This window comes from Herbaspirillum autotrophicum (assembly GCF_001189915.1).
In the GTDB taxonomy this organism is placed as follows: domain Bacteria; phylum Pseudomonadota; class Gammaproteobacteria; order Burkholderiales; family Burkholderiaceae_D; genus Herbaspirillum; species Herbaspirillum autotrophicum.
This window is the reverse complement of the sequence record NZ_LFLS01000011.1, coordinates 63,268-79,723: the sequence shown is the minus strand read 5'-3', so window position 1 is coordinate 79,723 and position 16,456 is coordinate 63,268. Positions and strand designations below refer to the sequence as shown.

The following is a 16,456-nucleotide window of genomic DNA, read 5'->3' as shown; positions in this document are numbered from 1 at the left end:
TGGTATCAAAGGCGCCGCCGGCGCTTCAATTAAACTGAAAAGGAGTGGTAATGATTGACCCCAAGGACATGATTGATCCGAAAGAGATTATGGCTGCGTGCAACGAGATGCACGGCTATGGCCAAAGTGCTGGCAGCTCGCTGTCTGAGTCGTTCATCAATGCGATTCCGGACATGTCGGTGGCTTCAACGAGCAACGCCAGCAACATGATCGGGACCGTCCAGCAGGTCGGCAACAAGATGCTGGAACAGATGTCGAATATCAAATCGTCCATTGACAAGCAAGTTGCTGCACATCAGGACGCGCAGAGACGCCAGAAAACCTACGACTTCGACGTCAATATGTCAGATCTGACTCCCACCAATGCGGTCGGTTTCCCTCAGGAATTGCCGGAAAATTTCTTCGCGCCGTTCAAGACCGGAAAGTAACCAGCGCGAATACAGGTGTTGCCATGTCCTCCGGGGCGTGCGCCGATGCCGGCGCTATTGACAAGTTATTTCATTTTCATTTAATGGGAGTTGACGATGGTAAGGAAATTTTTGTGGGCGCTGTTCGCGGTGCTGTTTTCAATGAATGCCAATGCGCAATTCAGCCAGTTGCTTGAGTCGGTCAAGGGGCAGGTGGTGAATTCAGCGCAAAATCAAATCAGTCAGGGAGCGCGTTCGGCGACGAATGAGGCAATACAAGCGGCGCAGTCGCGTACCGGAAAAATAGTCGAGTCGGTACGTTCGTCCGCATCGCAAGACGTGTCGAAAGAGGCACCGAAAGAAGCATCGACGGAGAACCAGGACGTCAAGCCGAAGTAATGTATCTGATGCAGTATGTTTTTCCGCATGCTGCATCAAGTGCCTTGCGCAGATGAATATACAGCCCGCTGATTCATTCGAGCGGGTTTTTTTGTCTGGCGGCAATTCCGGCAGGATGTCGCATGTGGCGGATCAGGGCTGTCATGCCGCCTCCTCTTGAAATATCGCCACCGCATGACCAGATACGGCATCTGGCTATAATGGCTGCACTCCTCACCACCAACGGCTCCCCTCAACATGCTCGTGTTCGACTCTTTGCATTCGGAAATCAGCGCATTGATCGCGCAGTTCCTGCCCCATGACGGCAGTCTGGAGACGGCGATTGACGGTTTGCGGCTGTACCGCAGTTCGGTGCCGACCGAGCCGGTGGCGCTGGAATACAAACCGGGTCTGGCCTTTGTCGCGCAAGGCAGCAAAATCGCGATTCTTGGCACGGAATGTTTCCAGTATGGCGAAGGTGAATATTTGCTGACGTCGATTGGTCTGCCGGTGATGGCGCGGGTTACGGAAGCCAGTGTTGAACGGCCGCATTTGTGCCTGCTGCTCGATATCGATGTCTTGCAACTGACCGAAACCATGAACCAGATTGACAACGCTGCCGTGGCTTCCGAGAAGTCCCAGCGCAGCTTGTCGGTGAACCATTTGCCGCCCTCGTTGATGGACAGTTGCGTGCGTTTGTTGCGCTTGCTGGAGACGCCGTCTGCAATTCCGATTCTGGCGCCGCTCATTCGCAAGGAAATTGCCTATCATTTATTGACCGGAGCCGACAGCGTGCGGCTGCGTCACGTTGCGGCGTCGGAAAGTCAGACCCACCGGATCGGACGTGCGATCAGCTGGATCAAGGAAAATTTTTCCACCCAATTGCGGATTGATGAATTGGCGGCGTACGTCAACATGAGTCCGTCGTCGCTGCACCATCACTTCAAAACCATTACCGCGATGACGCCGATGCAGTACCAGAAAGTACTGCGCCTGCAGAACGCGCGTCAGTTGATGCTGATCGATATGATCGATGCCGGCGCTGCCGGATTTCGGGTCGGGTATGAAAGCCAGTCCCAGTTCAGCCGCGAATACACGCGCCATTTCGGTCAGGCGCCGATGCGTGACGTCGCGCAGGCGCGGGCGCAGTTGCTGGGAGATGTTGCCGCTGCGACGGCAGCGGTGGCGGCAGTTCCCTGAGCTGGCGTTAGCCGCGCAGATAAAAGAAAAAAGCACCCGCGGGTGCTTTTTCTTAGTGAGGATGCTGCGTTATGGCGAGGTGTTACGCCGCCAGTGACTTCATGTCGATGACAAAGCGGTAACGGACATCACTCTTGACGACCCGGTCAAACGCTTCATTGATGGCCTGGATATCGATGATTTCGATGTCCGCGGTGATATTGTGCTTGCCGCAGAAATCCAGCATTTCCTGGGTTTCCTTGATCGAACCGATCATCGAGCCGGCCAGTGTGCGGCGCGCGCCGATCAGGTGGAAGGCATTGACCGGCGGGGTTGCGGCGTCGGGTACGCCGACCAGCGTCATGGTGCCGTCAACCTTAAGCAATTGAAGGTAATCGTTCCAATCAATGGCGGCGCCGACGGTGTTGATGATCAGATCGAACTGGCCAGCGAGTTTGGTGAATGTTTCCTGATCGCTGGTGGCATAGTAACTGGCAGCGCCAAAGCGCAGGCCGTCTTCCTGCTTCGACAGCGACTGGCTCAGCACGGTCACTTCGGCACCCATGGCATGCGCGATCTTCACGCCCATGTGACCCAGACCACCGAGGCCGATAATCGCGACCTTCTTGCCCGGGCCGGCCTTCCAGTGGTTGAGCGGCGAATACAGCGTAATGCCGGCGCACAACAACGGCGCGGCCTTATCCAGCGGCAAGTTGTCCGGAATGGAAAGCACGTAACCTTGCTTGACCACGATGTGATCGGAATAACCACCGTAGGTTGGCGTGACGCCATCGGCTTCAACGCTGTTATAGGTTTGCACCAGGCCCGGCATGTATTGTTCCAGATCAGCGTGGCGGGTACCGCAGGTGGTGCAGGAATCAACGAAGCAGCCGACACCGACACGGTCGCCGACCTTGAATTTCGTGACATCGGCGCCGACCGCGGTCACGATGCCGGCGATTTCATGGCCCGGCACCATCGGAAACATCGCGCCGCCCCATTCATCACGCGCCTGGTGGATATCCGAGTGGCAGACGCCACAGAATTTGATGTCGATGGCCACGTCGTCGGCATTCACTGCGCGACGTTCGAATGAAAAGGGAGCCAGTTTTGCTTTGACGGCTGATGCCGCATATCCGCGTGCGAGTGTCATGGTTGATAGTCCAGTGAGGGTTGAGACAGTGAATACACTGTAACGCATTCACACAATTGGCTTTAGCGCGATCCTCGCGGATATTTGTCTGATACTGCAAATCCCCGGCAAGCCGCCGCGCGCGAAAACAAAAAGCCGCGCTGGCAAGCGCGGCTGTCATTTCAAGATCGCGTTGTTCTTAGTGCATGAACAAAATGATCAGAATGATGAGTGGAATAGGTACGCCGAGTAACCAAAGCAGAATTGCTGGCATGGTGATCTCCTAGGAAATGGTGACATGTTCGGTGGACTCGGTGATGCGCGGTTCCACTTCGGTGAATACAACATGGTCGCGTCGGCGGCCGCCCCAGGTCGCCGAAAAGCTGGCAACAAAGGCACCGCACAACAAGGCCACAAACATCCACAGCGAACCATAAGCGGCTGCCTTGCGCGCGCTGTCGGCGGCTTCCTTGGCTTTCAGGGTGGCGTCGTCGATGTTCTTTTTGTACGTGGCATAGGTGTCAGAGACGCGCTTTTCCGCATCGGCCTGGCTCATGCCTGTGCGTTGCGCCAGCAATTGCGCGACATATTTCTTGTCGCTGTCCGGCAATGCGCCGGTGTGCAATGCATTGGCGAAAATGCGGGTGACCTCTGTCCGTTGGGGCTGCGTGACCGGGGTGCTGCGACCGTCTGCCAGTGGTGCAACTGCGGCAGCGGTGTCAGTGCCGGGTGCTGCCGGTGCGCCGGATGCGGTTGCGGTAGCAGGACGGAACAGCGAGTCAATGAAATAGCCTGATATGCCATCACCGCCACGGCTGTCATTGGCATCGGCCGTCATCGCTGCGCCACCGGCTGCGACTACTGCCGCGCCGGCAGAACCGGCCACTTTGGCGCCGCCCGACAAGACCGCGCCGACCGCGCTGCTAAGCAATGCGGCGGTAGCCAGCGAGGCGACTGCCCATGCCAGAAAGCCGTGCGCGGTATCGCGAAAATACACTTCGTCAGTATGCACGCTGGTCCATTTCACGCGCAGCCGGCCGGCGAGATAACCACCAATGGCGGATGCCGCGATCTGGGTGAAGGCGATCCAGACGATGGTCGAATAGCCGATAGTCTGAGCGCTGAGACCGCTGCCCGACCATGGCGACACCGACGAGAATCCCAGGCCAAAGCCCAGAATGACGAGGATGAACGACAGCGCCGCTGCGGCAAATGCCCCGGCGAGGATGGCGCCCCAGGACACGCCGGAGGCGGCGGATCCGCTCGCCTCTGTGTCAGGTTCATGCAGAGTACGACTTATCATAATGATCTCCTGTTATTGATGCACCATGGAACGGCAGCTCAGTCGCGCACCCTCCGCAACCTGATGATTTACGTCTTGCATCAAGACACACGAAATGTACCGACAGCACTGGCCGCAGACCATAGGACGATGACGTGACATTTTGTAGGACTTGCGGCAAACGCAGCGCCGGTCGCCGCATTTCGTCCGACGGCGCGGCGCGCTTCCTGCGAAGCGGCCGGCAGCGCGCTGGCTGGCGGCATTATCTGTGCTCAATTATTTATGCTCATCTTGCAGCCGATGCCGGAACAAGGCGGCCGTGGCGGCGGTCAGTAGTGAGGTAGCCGTGCCATTCCGTAGCGCGTCGCGGATGCGGGCAGCGCGTGCATGCATGCCAATGCGACAACGCGATATCAGAACAGGGAGCGGCATGAAGACGTTTCATTGCGACAACTGTGCCAGCCAGGTTTTCTTTGAAAACACACTGTGCGAACACTGCGGCTGGTTGCTGGGTTGTCAGCCTGAATTTCAGATCATCAGCAGCTTTGCGCCTGCGGCCGATGTGACCAGCATTGCCGGTGACGGCTCCGGCGCGCAACGTTGGCGCAGTATCAATCCGGTGAACCAGAACCGGCTCTTCCGGCAATGCCGCAACTATGTGCAGGAAGAGGTGTGCAACTGGATGATCGACGATGCGGACGACAACGCGCTGTGTGCATCGTGTCGTCTGACGAGCGTGATTCCTTCGCTGGCGACAGAACAGAACCGCATTCTCTGGAAACGCCTCGAAGTAGCCAAGCGCCGGTTGTTGCATACCCTCTGGACGCTGCAGTTGCAGCCAATGTCGAAACCGGAAGATCCGCGCGCCGGTCTCACGTTCGAATTCCTGGAAGATGTGCCGCATGGTCCGTCGGTATTGACCGGCCATGCCGCAGGCGTGATCACTATCAATGTTGCGGAGGCAGACCCGGCGTACCGGGAACAGATGCGGGCCCAGATGGCGGAACCGTATCGCACCCTGCTCGGACATTTTCGTCACGAAAGCGGGCATTACTATTTTGATCGTTTGATTGCGGGCACTCCCGACATCGATGCATTCCGCCGTCTGTTCGGCGACGAGACCGCGAACTATGGCGACAGCTTGCAGCGGCACTATGACAATGGTCCGCCGCCGGACTGGAATCAACAATTCGTCAGCGTCTACGCCAGCAGCCATCCATGGGAAGACTGGGCGGAAACCTGGGCGCATTACCTGCACATGTTCGATACGCTGGAGACCGCTTATTCCTGCGGTGTGCAACTACGCCCGAAAAATCGCAACGAACAAGCGATGACGATTGACAGCTCGCCGGTCGATGCGCTGTCTTTCGATGAACTCAGCAAGGAATGGTTTGCCCTGACCTATGTACTGAACAGCCTCAACCGCAGTATCGGCATGCCGGATTCGTATCCGTTTACGTTAACCACGCCGGTATTGCTGAAGCTGGCATTTGTGCATGAGGTGGTGATGCGGCAGGCACACCGGGAGCCGGAACCCGGAGCGCAAGCATGAGTTGCCGGACGGTGTTGCGCAAGAAGGCGTGATGCCGGGATTGCTCAGCTTTTTCCGAAGCGGCGCTTGATTGGCGAGGCGCTGGAAACCACCATCAACAGCCGTGCCGTTTTGTTGCCGATATTGCGACCCATGTGCGGTTTTTCGCAATCGAAATGGACACAGTCGCCGCGTTCCAGAACCAGCGTGGCATCGCCGATCTGGAATTCCAGCTTGCCTTCCAGCATGTACAAGACTTCTTCGCCTTCATGCGCCACCAGTACCGGCTGGTTTTCCTGATTGGCCGGAAACTCCAGCTCGAATGCTGCCAGTTGCTGATCGGGCAGGTCGCCGCAGGAGCGGTGAAAGGTATAACCGACTGCCGGCAATGGTGGGCTGTCATTGCGCTCTTTGGCTTTCGACAACACATAATCGGGAACCGCCGGTATCTCGCCGGTGCCGGCCTGAAACAGATCTTGCAGCGACAGGCCGAGATACTTCGAGATGGAAATCAGATTGGCGATGGAGGCACTGGCTTCGCCGCGTTCGAGCTTGGACAGAAAGCCGGTGGACAGACTGGTTTCCGCACTCAATACCTGCAGCGTGATATGGCGTGCGCGGCGGGATTCGCGGATGCGACTGCCAATTTGAATCGCGATCAATTCTGGGTTGTCCATGCTTTGTTTTTATGAGGGATAAAGGCCTGCGCCGGTGCGAGCCTATTGTACCTGTCTTGAAATGCGTCAAACAAAACATGGCAGCCGGCGCACATGTATCTGCGGCGGCTGTCGGCATTGCGGGTACGACAATCAGATGTCGGTACGCTCCAGATCAAGGGCGACACGCTGGTCCATGTTGAAACGCTTGTCGTAGATCGGGCGCCCCTGCGTGGTAGGACCCGGATACTGCACAATGAGCATCATGCCGCCGGTCGCCGTATGCAATTCTTCCTCGCAATGCGGATCGCCGTGAAACAACATGGTGCCCGGTGTGCAGATCTTGCCGCCGATATTGAATTCGCCTTCCAGGATGTACCAGACCTGGGCGAAGTCATGCCGGTGCCACGGATGATGCGCCCCCGGTTCCAGACGCAACAGGCCGGCATTCGGTGCGGTCGGATTTTCCGCCGTCGGGTGAAACAGCATCTTGCCGGTTTCGCCCGGCCAGCGGATGGTTTCCCACTCCATGTCATCGGCGTGGCGTACCAGTGGCGGCGGGTCTTGTTGGTTCGGATTCTTTGCTGCTGCAGTCATTTCAGTCTCCTTCGGAAAATCATTTCTTGATTAGCGTTTGATCAATGGACAATCGCTTTGCGCCAGCGGCTTGAAAATCTTGTCGCCGGGGATGGTGGCGATCACCTTGTAGTAATCCCAGGCGCCTTTGGATTCGGAGGGTTTCTTGACCTCGACCAAAAACATGTCATGCACCATTTGACCGTCTTCCCGCAAATGACCGTTTTGCGCAAACATGTCATTGACCGGCAACTCGCGCATTTTCTTCATCACCGCTGCGGCGTTGTCGGTATTGGCGGCCTTGACTGCTTTCAAGTAGTGCAGCACGGAGGAGTAAACACCGGCCTGCGTCATGGTCGGCATGGCCTTGCGGCGCTGGAAGAATTTTTGTGACCAGGCCCGGGTTTGCTCATTGCGATCCCAGTAGAACGCCGTAATGAAGCGCAATCCTTGTGCCGCCTTGAGCCCCATGCCGTGGATGTCGGTGATGAATACTGCCGGCGCTGCCAGTGCCTGTTTGGCAGTAACGCCAAATTCGCCGGCCTGTTTGATGGCGGTGGTCATGTCGGCGCCGGCACTGGCCAGGCCGATGATGCTGGCCTTGGATGCCTGCGCCTGCAACAGGAAAGAGCTCATGTCGGAGGCATTCAGCGGATGCCGGGCCTCGCCGGCGACCGTGCCGCCGGCGGCCTTGATGGCGTCTTTCATGTCGCTGGCAAAGGCATGCCCGAAAGCATAATCGACGGTCAGCAAGAACCAGGATTTATAGCCTTGTTCAGTCAATACCTTGGCCAGGCCATAACCATTCGTATAGCTGTTGTAGACCCATTGCGCTGAGGTGGCGGTACATGATTTTCCGGTGAAGTCGGAGGAGGCGGCCGCGATCATCGCAATCTTGCCGCGCTCGGCAGCCAGTCCCTGCACCGCAAAGCCGACCGATGAATTCGAGAAGTCGGCAATCATGTCGACGCCATCCTTGTCGAACCAGCCGCGTGCAATCAACGCGCCGACGTCAGCTTTGTTTTGATGGTTGCCGAACACCAGTTCGATTTTCTTGCCGGCCACGCTGCCGCCCATTTCCTCGATGGCCATGCGCGCCGCTTCGACCGAACCTTGTCCGGCCAGATCGGCATACAAGCCGGACTGGTCATTCAGGATCCCGATCTTGACCACGTCGCCCGAGAAGGCTTCGGGCGCCGCATAAGCGTTACCGAACATGCATGTGAGCGCGGCCGTCAGTCCCAGCCATTTGACGGCATTGCGCCATTGGGCCGGTGTTTTCGCTATTGTCAGCGATGGTTTTCTTTGCGTCATTGCGCTTGTCTCCTGTCTTGTTTTGAGGTGTTCTGATTTTTCTGTTGTTTACTATAGTGCAAAATAAATGTTCACTCAATGCAAATTTTGAGGTGGGAGAAAAATGCGGAAGCCGATCTGCCGTTGCCCTGATGGCGCGCCATACAACACCGGCGATGGCGCGCCGTATTTGATGATGGTTCTGCTTGACGCAGAACTAGCATTTGCTCAATAATGAGAATCATTATCAATACATTGTGATTCAGGCAGGAGCATCGCACGGCCATGCGCCGCCTTTTCCGGAGCATCCCTTGCACTTCGCCCGTTCTTCCGATCCCCTTGCGGATCTTTATTGCGCGCATCACGGCTGGCTGCTGGGCTGGTTGAAGCGCAAGCTCAATTGCGCCGAGCAAGCCGCTGATCTGGCGCAAGATACATTTGTCCGGCTGCTGACTTCACCCCACGAACGCCCGATGAGCGAGCCGCGCGCGTACCTGACCACGGTTGCCAAACGGCTGGTGATTGACCATTACCGGCGCCGCTCGCTGGAACAAGCCTGGCTCGACACGCTGGCGCTGATGCCGGAAAATTTCATGCCGGCGCCGGAAGAACGGCTGATCATGCTGGAAACCCTGCATCAGGTAGATACCATGCTGGATGGCTTGCCGCCGCCGGTGCGCAGTGCGTTTCTGCTGGCGCAACTGGAAGGGCTGACGTATGCCGAGATTGCGGTGCGCCTCAATCTCAGTGAGCGCACCATCAAGCGGCACATGGTGCGGGCGCTGGAACAATGCATTCTCTTGATCGCATGAGTCACGTCATCGAGCCCGCCATTACCCCGCGCAGCGCGCGCGCCGCAGCACAATGGCTGATGCGCCTGCATGACGGTGCCCTCAGCGAAACGCAACGGCAGGCATGGATGAACTGGCGCGCCGCCGATCCCGAACATGAAGCCGCCTGGCAACGTGCCGAGCGTGTCAGTAAAACATTGGAGATGGTGCCGCTGGCGCTGGGCATGTCGACACTGGACCGGCCATCGATCCGGCAACGGCGCGCGGCATTGAAAACACTGTGTCTGCTGATCGGGGCCGGCTCGCTCGGTTGGGGCGCGTACGAAGCGACGCCGTGGCGTGAATGGAATGCGCAATGGCGCAGCGCTACCGGCGAAATCCGTCATATCGAACTGGCTGACGGTTCGCGCCTGACGCTCGACAGCGCCAGTGCAGTCGATATCCGTTTTGATCAAGAACTGCGTCTGATCCGCTTGTGGAGCGGCGCGATTCACATCGACACCGCGCCCGATCCGGCACCGCAGCACCGGCCGTTCACGGTAGAGACTGCACATGGCCGGATCCGCGCACTGGGCACGCGCTTCGCGGTACGGCAGGATGCACGCGGTGCGGGTTCACGCACGCATGTGGCGGTGATGTCCGGCGCGGTTGAAATACGTCCGGTCAACCGCGAACGGCCGGTGCAGATCATCAAGGCCGGCTGGCAAAGCAGTTTTGATGAAGATTCCTGCGCTGCCGCCGGTGCCTTGACGCTCAATGCAGAAGCCTGGGTGCAGGGCTTGCTCTATGCCGACGATACGCCGCTTGCCGAATTCCTGACGCAGCTTGCGCGCTATCGTCGCGGCAGCTTGCGTTGTGATGCGGACGTCGCCGATCTGCGGGTATCGGGTGCTTTCCGTCTGCGCGACACCGATGCCGTGCTTCATCTTTTGCAACAATCCCTGCCGGTGCGCGTGCGTTATTTCACGCGTTACTGGGCCAGCGTGGGCGCGCTCTGAACCATTCAGGAAATTTCACGGAAATTCAACCGTCGCTGTCCCTTTTTGCCGGCCGCTTCGTCAATGTCATGAGAACCAGAATAATTTGACGAATCGAAAGGGAAGCGCAGCATGACACCGAAACACCCGGGGCCAGTCCTCGTCCGCGCACCACGCGCGCCGTATTGTTCCGCCCGCCACCGGAGCGGGGCACTGGCATTGATGCTGGCCACCGCTTGCAGCAGCGTGCTGGCCCAACAGCCGGGCGCGGCGCGCGCCGTGGAGAGCCGCAGCAGCGAGCGCCTGTATCAGATCGCGGCCGGCCCGTTGTCCGCGTCATTGCCGGCATTTGCGGCGCAGGCCGGCATCAGTGTGTCGGCACCCTCGGCGCTGCTGGCCGGAAAACAGGGGCGGGCGCTGCAAGGCAAGCTTGGGGTTGATCAGGCGTTTGTCTCTCTGCTGGAAGGCACCGGCCTGCAAGCCGTGCATCAGGGCAATGGCGATTACATCTTGCGCGAACGGGATGTCGTTCCTGCGGCAGGCAACAACGACAAGCTGCCGGCGGTAGTGGTGACTGCCGGCGTTGAGCGCAGCGCCGTGACCGAAGGCAGTGGTTCCTACACCACCGGCTCCATGAGTACCGCAACCGGTTTGGGCTTGAGCATGCGCGACACGCCGCAATCGGTTTCCGTCGTCACCCGTCAGCGCATGGAAGACGAGCGCCTGCAAACGCTGGATGATGTCTTGCGCGCCACCACCGGCCTGACTTCAACCTATAACGGCAGCGGCCGCGCCCTGTGGTACGCCCGTGGTGAACGGATTCAGAGCTTGCAGATTGACGGTTTGCCGCTGAGCATTTCGGATGGTTTTTCTACCGATTCGTTGTCATTGCCGGCGACCGTGCTGTATGACCATATCGAAATCGTGCGCGGTGCCAACGGCCTGATGCAGGGTTCCGGCAACCCCTCGGCAGCGGTCAATATGGTGCGCAAGCGTCCCACGCGCGAGAAGCAGGTAGCCGTGGAACTGAGCGCCGGTTCCTGGTCCACGTATGCGGCCCAGATCGACGCCGGCGGCCCGCTCAATGAAGCCGGCACCTTGCGTGCGCGCGGCGTGCTGTATGGTACTGACGGTAACAGTTATCAGCAAGACAGCAGCAAGGACAACAAGTTGGGATACGGCATTCTGGAAGCCGACCTCACGCCCGACACCATGCTCACCGCCGGCCTGGTCTTGCAGAACGAGCGCAACCGAGGCTATGACTGGGGCGGCTTGCCGACCCGCATCGACGGATCGTTCTATCCGTTTTCTGCATCCACGACCTTGATTCCGGACTGGACCTTCCTCAACAAGAGAAATCAGCAAGTCTTTGCCGAACTGACGCACCAATTCAACGATGACTGGAAGCTGACCTTTTCTGCCAACAAGATTTCAGCCAAGGCTGCCATGATGGGCCGTTCGCTGGTGCATACCAATGCGGTCAACGATCAGCTGAGCATCAGCAATACCGATCTGCGCTATACCGATGAGCGGGAAAATTTCGGACTCCATCTGCAAGGTGCCTACGAGTTGCTGGGCCGGCGTCATGAGCTGATGGTCGGCGCCAATGTCCAGCATACCGACTGGTACTACTGGTCTGCGGGCATCGGTGTGCGTACCCCGTTCGATCCGTGGAACTTCAATTTATCCGGTCTGCCGTATCCGACAGCCATCAGGTCCACCAGCTATGAAAGCAGCCGCCGCAAGGACACCGGCGTTTACATGGCGACTCGTTTCGATCTGCCTTTTTCTACCAAATTGATTCTGGGCGGACGTTTCAGTTGGGTCGACTATGTCTCAAAGACTTCGTGGTCGTCCGCCAGTTACAAAGCGACGCGCGAATTCACGCCGTATGCCGGTCTGGTCCACGAACTCAGCCCGACTACTTCGGCCTATGCCAGTTACACGGAAATCTTCCAGCCGCAAAGTCAGCGCGATGTGACCGGGCAATTGCTACCGCCGGTCACCGGCAGCAATTATGAACTGGGGGTCAAGGGCGAATTCTTTGGCGGCAAGCTCAATGCGTCGGCGGCGCTGTTTCAAACGGTGCAAAACAATCTGCCCAAGGGAGTCGCCAACAATACCAATTGTTTCAGCATGACAATGACGTGCTATGAGGCGTCCGACAAGGTGCGCAATCGCGGTCTGGAATTCGATATCTCAGGAGAGTTGTTGCCGGGCTGGAGCATCGCTGCCGGCTATACCTACAACGTCTCGAAGTATGCCGCCGGCGGCAGCGTCGACAAGGACTACAACACGTACTTGCCGCGCCATCTGGTCAAGCTGGCGACGACATGGCAATTGCCCGGCGCCATGCAGGCCTGGAAGGTCGGCGCCAACATGCAAGCGCAAAGTTCGATTTACCAGGACCAGACCACCACCGGCTATCAGTCATATAACTATGGCGCGATACCTTATCGGGTCGAACAAAAGGCATATCAGGTGTATGGCTTGATGGCGTCTTATCAGTTTGATCGCAGCACGGAAGTCCAGTTGAATCTGAACAATGTATTCAACAAGCTGTATTACTCCACCATCGGCGGTACCAACTGGGGCAACCATATCGGCACGCCGCGCAATGGCGCGGTGACCTTGCGTATGAAGTTCTGATCTTGAACGCGCACCGGATGCAGACTGCATCCGGTGCTGTTGCCGGTAGGCCCGGAGTGTGGTTCAAAACAAATCGGGCGTGCCGCATTCCAGCGACAGCAACTTTCTCTTGATCGGCAAGCCGCCGGCAAATCCGGTCAGTGCGCCCGACATGCCGACCACCCGATGGCACGGCGCGATGATGGAAATCGGATTGCGGCCATTGGCAGCACCCACTGCGCGCACCGCCTTGGGTCTGCCGATTTGCCAGGCTATGTCGCTGTAGGTTCTGGTTTCGCCGAGCGGAATGGTCAGCAATGCATTCCACACTTGCTTCTGGAATTCGGTGCCGGAAAATTCCAGTTCCAGATCGAATTGCTGTCTGGTGCCGGCAAAGTATTCGCGCAACTGCCGCTCGGTTTCGTACAGCACGACGCTGTCCGGATCTTCGGTCATGGGGCCGAGCCGTACCCGGTCGGGTTTGTCGTGCTCCCACAAAATTGCCGCCAGGCGCTGGCCGTTTGCCACCAGTTTGAGCTTGCCGACCGGCGTGTCGGCGGTCTTGAATACATAGGTCATTTACTTGTTCCGGAAATCGCAGACGATGGTCATGTCTGATGTTGCCGCAGCGCTTGCCGGATGGCACTGGCGCTGCCTGTTTACGGTGAGAATATACGCCATCCGCAACAGGTTTGCCGAAGCATGCGGGTCAGCCTTGCAGCCGCTGTCATTTTCTCGTGATGGCTTGCCAGCCATCCATCTTGCAGGAACAGCGGCAAACCGTGCACCTGCTGCACGCCGGGAATTTCCTCCGTCATACAGATGATCACCGGCTCGTTGTTATGTGTTGATGGTCATCGTCGTTTCCACAATCCCGCTATCTCTCCCGGCAGCTAAATGCGTTGAAGTAAATCGAATACATGCGGGTTTTGCAGATCGCATGTCGGTTTTGAGAGTTTTCTTACTTCGCTCTTGTGGATGCGGGTCTACATTCATTCTCATCATGAGATTGTTAAAAAAACAATATTGATTGATCAAATGCGTTCATCCGTATTCCGGTCCGGTTGCTGATGGGCTCGCTCAGCGGGAGGTAACAGTAGTTCTTGAACAGGGAGTCGTGCAATGCCGTCACGGAAGTTGCCTTTTCTGCTGGTGATGTTTGTCGTAAGCCACGCGCACACGCTGGCCCAGGGCCTGACGCCCGGTGCGGTGGCCGTGCCTTATTCGCAGGCGCGGCATGACGCACTGATCAAGCAGTATCGAAATGGAGAACGGGAGGCGGCCTTGTCTTCATTGTCGGCCTGGGTGTCCGGCGACGCCAGGCATCAGCTCAGCGCGGCGCAGAGCGTCAGAGTGCTGGCCGATTATCTGGTGTGGCAGCAAGAGCAGGGACATGCAGCAGCCGCGATAGCGGTGATCCAAACCATCGCGCCGGAGCAATTGCCGGACTACGCTCTTGATGCCCTGTTCAGCGCGGCGCGCGCACTGCGTCAGGTAACGCTGGAAGCGATGGTGGTACAGGTGTTGATGCGGCGACATCCGATGGCATTCGATGCCCGGCTCAAACAGACATACTGGCTGATCGATAGTAGCCAACTGCCGGCGGCTGAAGCCGGCTTGCCGGCGTTGCGCCAGATCGCCGCCGGTACAGTGCAGCAAGTGCAGGTGCTGGAAGCCGAAGCGTTGCTGGCCGAGACGCGTGAAAAATGGATTGCAGCGATTGATCTCTACGCCAGGGCGCTGGCGCTGGCGCCGCACAGGAAGGACTTGCAACGTCAGCGATTGTTTTTGTTGTCACGTACCGGTGCCGCGACATTTGCGCTGGAACAGGCACGCAGCGGACAGGCCGCCGCCGGGCCGCTGTTTACGCCTGAAGAAATGCGGCAACTGGAACAACGCGCGATCAGTGACGAATTGAAATGGGCACTGCGCGACCGTGAGGTATTTGGCGACGAGCGCAGATTCGATGCGCTGACAACCGTGTTGCTGAAAATAGAGCACTTGCGGAACGCGCTTGCGGATGTCCCGCAGATGCGTGAGCTGCGCGCCAGTCTCGACAATGATTATCTGGTCGCTCTGGTGGCGCGGGGGCGCAATGATCAGGCAATTGCACTGTTTCATGAACGACAGCGCCAAGGCATCCGCTTTCCTTATTATGTTCTTGCGGCTGTCGCCGATGCCTGCGCTCAGGAACGTGATTCCAGGCAGGCCGTGCAATTGTATGAACAGGCATTGAAGGAAGGCGGAAACCACCTGCGCATGCCAAGCGAGGCGCACATTGGTTTGTTTTATGCCTACCTCGATACCGGTCGTTTCAGATCGGCCGAACAGTTGTTGGTCGAACTGGAAGCGGCGACACCATTACGCAACAATCTGGGCAAGCCGAATCCGGAATATCTGGCGATTCAGTCCCTGCAAGCCAGATATCTCTTGTATACCGAGCGCGAAAAATTGGCGCTTGAGCGTTTTGAAATTCTGCATGACGTGGCGCCATTCAATGAGGATTTCTCGCTAGGCCTGGCGCAGGCGCTCGGACAACGCGGGCAAATGGATGCTTCGCTGAGCTTGCTGCAAGCGATCCTGACCGACAGGCCGACCTCGCTGGATGCGCGAGCAAGTTATGCCAGTGCCTTGCTGGCGGCCAACCGGATTGGTGAAGGCAGCAGGCTGGTGGCGCAACTGCAACGGGAGTTTCCCGAGGCGGCGATGGTGCAGCGTCTGGTGCGTGCCAACGATGCGTTGCGCGGACCGTCGGTGGAAATCGCATCAAGTGCAGGCCGCAGCAGCAGCGGCGGCGGCAGTGTGGCCAACAGCGAACAACGCATCGCAGTGCGCGGCAATTCGGCATTGTTCAATGATCAGTGGCGCGTCCATGCGCAGAAAATCTTTGTCCATGCCAACACCGATCAGGGAAATATCAGCCGGCAGCGCAGTGAAGCCGGCATATCATGGCTCAACGAACGCTGGAAAATCGGCGCTGGTCTGCACCATACCGCGCAGGCCAGTCTCGCCGCAGGTGCCACGGCCGCGCTCACTTATCGTATTGATGATCAGTGGCGCTGGAGTGCTTTTGCGGACAGCAACAGCATCAATCTTTCTGCCAAGGCATATGCCGATGGCGTCCGCGGCAGCGAGTACAACACCGGCATCGTCTATGTCGTCAATGAAAGTCGCCAGTTTGACACCCTTTATCAGCATATCGGTTTTTCAGATGGCAATCGTCGTCACGCGCTTTCGCTGAGCTGGAGCGAGCGCTGGTACAGCAGTCCGCGCGCGCAATTCGCAACCACGCTGAGCATGGCGGCGGCGCTCAACGGCGAGCGCCCGGCGGCCTATTTCAATCCTCGTACAGATGCGTCTCTGGAGCAGGTCAGCCGTTTTCAGTGGCTGACCTGGAAACGGGATGAGCGACGTCTGACACAACGCATTTACGGCACGCTTGGCTGGTATCGGCAGGCCGGCCAGGATGGCCGGCCATTATGGGGCATCCGCTACGAACATGAATGGCAACTCGGTGAACGACTGGCGCTGACCTATGGCGCCGGCCTCGCGGCGCATCCCTACGATGGGGTCAGCGACCGCCGCAGCTATGGCTATTTGAACTTGTCTGTTCCGTTTGACTAAGG

Annotated in this window: 13 protein-coding genes and 1 pseudogene; 8 read left to right on the top strand and 6 right to left on the bottom strand. The window is 58.1% G+C overall.

Going from position 1 to position 16,456, the window contains the following annotated elements; genetic code table 11:
• Positions 1-68: 68 nt before the first annotated feature.
• From AKL27_RS10810 to AKL27_RS10800, 3 genes are all read left to right on the top strand, one after another.
• A complete protein-coding gene (locus AKL27_RS10810; protein ID WP_050462880.1) occupies positions 69-428 on the top strand; it encodes a DUF6277 family protein in 360 nt (119 codons plus the stop codon).
• A 96-nt stretch (positions 429-524) separates the two neighbouring features.
• Entirely contained in the window at positions 525-806 is a 282-nt protein-coding gene (locus AKL27_RS10805) for a hypothetical protein (protein ID WP_198155939.1), read from the top strand.
• A gap of 243 nt (positions 807-1,049) precedes the next feature.
• A complete protein-coding gene (locus AKL27_RS10800; RefSeq protein WP_232310965.1) occupies positions 1,050-1,985 on the top strand; it encodes an AraC family transcriptional regulator in 936 nt (311 codons plus the stop codon).
• Between the two features lie 82 nt (positions 1,986-2,067).
• Here the strand turns inward: AKL27_RS10800 and AKL27_RS10795 are convergent, their stop codons facing one another.
• Positions 2,068-3,117 (bottom strand): NAD(P)-dependent alcohol dehydrogenase, encoded by a 1,050-nt coding sequence (locus AKL27_RS10795; protein WP_050462829.1) that lies wholly within the window; start codon positions 3,115-3,117, stop codon positions 2,068-2,070.
• Between the two features lie 262 nt (positions 3,118-3,379).
• Positions 3,380-4,399, bottom strand: a complete 1,020-nt coding sequence (locus AKL27_RS10790) for a hypothetical protein (RefSeq protein WP_050462828.1) — start codon at positions 4,397-4,399, stop codon at positions 3,380-3,382.
• A gap of 409 nt (positions 4,400-4,808) precedes the next feature.
• Between AKL27_RS10790 and AKL27_RS10785 the strand changes: the two genes are divergently transcribed.
• Positions 4,809-5,930, top strand: coding sequence for a zinc-binding metallopeptidase family protein (locus tag AKL27_RS10785; RefSeq protein WP_050462827.1), 1,122 nt, complete (start codon positions 4,809-4,811; stop codon positions 5,928-5,930).
• 44 nt (positions 5,931-5,974) lie between these two features.
• Here AKL27_RS10785 and AKL27_RS10780 read toward each other — a convergent pair whose 3' ends face one another.
• From AKL27_RS10780 to AKL27_RS10770, 3 genes are all read right to left on the bottom strand, one after another.
• A complete protein-coding gene (locus AKL27_RS10780) occupies positions 5,975-6,586 on the bottom strand; it encodes a helix-turn-helix domain-containing protein (protein ID WP_050462826.1) in 612 nt (203 codons plus the stop codon).
• A 132-nt stretch (positions 6,587-6,718) separates the two neighbouring features.
• Positions 6,719-7,162 carry a cupin domain-containing protein gene (locus AKL27_RS10775; RefSeq protein ID WP_050462825.1) on the bottom strand — a complete coding sequence of 148 codons (444 nt, stop codon included), beginning with the start codon at positions 7,160-7,162 and terminating at the stop codon, positions 6,719-6,721.
• Positions 7,163-7,192: 30 nt separating this feature from the next.
• On the bottom strand, positions 7,193-8,359 hold the full coding sequence (locus tag AKL27_RS10770) for an ABC transporter substrate-binding protein (protein WP_050462879.1): 1,167 nt from the start codon (positions 8,357-8,359) through the stop codon (positions 7,193-7,195).
• Positions 8,360-8,745: 386 nt separating this feature from the next.
• On the opposite strand from AKL27_RS10770, the gene AKL27_RS10765 reads away from it, so the two are divergent.
• From AKL27_RS10765 to AKL27_RS10755, 3 genes are all read left to right on the top strand, one after another.
• Complete coding sequence (locus tag AKL27_RS10765) at positions 8,746-9,246, top strand: sigma-70 family RNA polymerase sigma factor (protein WP_050462878.1); 501 nt, start codon at positions 8,746-8,748, stop codon at positions 9,244-9,246.
• Positions 9,225-10,223: a FecR domain-containing protein gene (locus tag AKL27_RS10760; RefSeq protein WP_232310964.1), complete on the top strand. Its 999-nt coding sequence runs from the start codon at positions 9,225-9,227 to the stop codon at positions 10,221-10,223. Before AKL27_RS10765 ends, AKL27_RS10760 begins: the two co-directional genes overlap by 22 nt.
• Before the next feature lie 111 nt (positions 10,224-10,334).
• Complete coding sequence (locus tag AKL27_RS10755) at positions 10,335-12,851, top strand: TonB-dependent siderophore receptor (protein ID WP_083438976.1); 2,517 nt, start codon at positions 10,335-10,337, stop codon at positions 12,849-12,851.
• A 69-nt stretch (positions 12,852-12,920) separates the two neighbouring features.
• On the opposite strand, the pseudogene AKL27_RS10750 reads toward AKL27_RS10755, so the two are convergent.
• A pseudogene (locus tag AKL27_RS10750) lies at positions 12,921-13,409 on the bottom strand (methylated-DNA--[protein]-cysteine S-methyltransferase); the annotation flags it as partial.
• 543 nt (positions 13,410-13,952) lie between these two features.
• Between AKL27_RS10750 and pgaA the strand changes: the two are divergent.
• The gene (pgaA, locus tag AKL27_RS10745) at positions 13,953-16,454 is read left to right on the top strand and encodes a poly-beta-1,6 N-acetyl-D-glucosamine export porin PgaA (RefSeq protein WP_050462821.1); all 2,502 of its coding nucleotides are present in this window, start codon (positions 13,953-13,955) and stop codon (positions 16,452-16,454) included.
• Positions 16,455-16,456: the final 2 nt, after the last annotated feature.

Excerpts from the sequence above, each read along its gene's own strand:
- AKL27_RS10810 (WP_050462880.1), top strand. The coding sequence starts at position 69 with ATGATTGATCCGAAAGAGATTATGGCTGCGTGCAACGAGATGCACGGC.
- AKL27_RS10805 (WP_198155939.1), top strand. The coding sequence starts at position 525 with ATGGTAAGGAAATTTTTGTGGGCGCTGTTCGCGGTGCTGTTTTCAATG.
- AKL27_RS10795 (WP_050462829.1), bottom strand. The coding sequence starts at position 3,117 with ATGACACTCGCACGCGGATATGCGGCATCAGCCGTCAAAGCAAAACTG.
- AKL27_RS10790 (WP_050462828.1), bottom strand. The coding sequence starts at position 4,399 with ATGATAAGTCGTACTCTGCATGAACCTGACACAGAGGCGAGCGGATCC.
- AKL27_RS10785 (WP_050462827.1), top strand. The coding sequence starts at position 4,809 with ATGAAGACGTTTCATTGCGACAACTGTGCCAGCCAGGTTTTCTTTGAA.
- AKL27_RS10780 (WP_050462826.1), bottom strand. The coding sequence starts at position 6,586 with ATGGACAACCCAGAATTGATCGCGATTCAAATTGGCAGTCGCATCCGC.
- AKL27_RS10775 (WP_050462825.1), bottom strand. The coding sequence starts at position 7,162 with ATGACTGCAGCAGCAAAGAATCCGAACCAACAAGACCCGCCGCCACTG.
- AKL27_RS10770 (WP_050462879.1), bottom strand. The coding sequence starts at position 8,359 with ATGTTCGGTAACGCTTATGCGGCGCCCGAAGCCTTCTCGGGCGACGTG.
- AKL27_RS10760 (WP_232310964.1), top strand. The coding sequence starts at position 9,225 with ATGCATTCTCTTGATCGCATGAGTCACGTCATCGAGCCCGCCATTACC.
- AKL27_RS10755 (WP_083438976.1), top strand. The coding sequence starts at position 10,335 with ATGACACCGAAACACCCGGGGCCAGTCCTCGTCCGCGCACCACGCGCG.
- pgaA (WP_050462821.1), top strand. The coding sequence starts at position 13,953 with ATGCCGTCACGGAAGTTGCCTTTTCTGCTGGTGATGTTTGTCGTAAGC.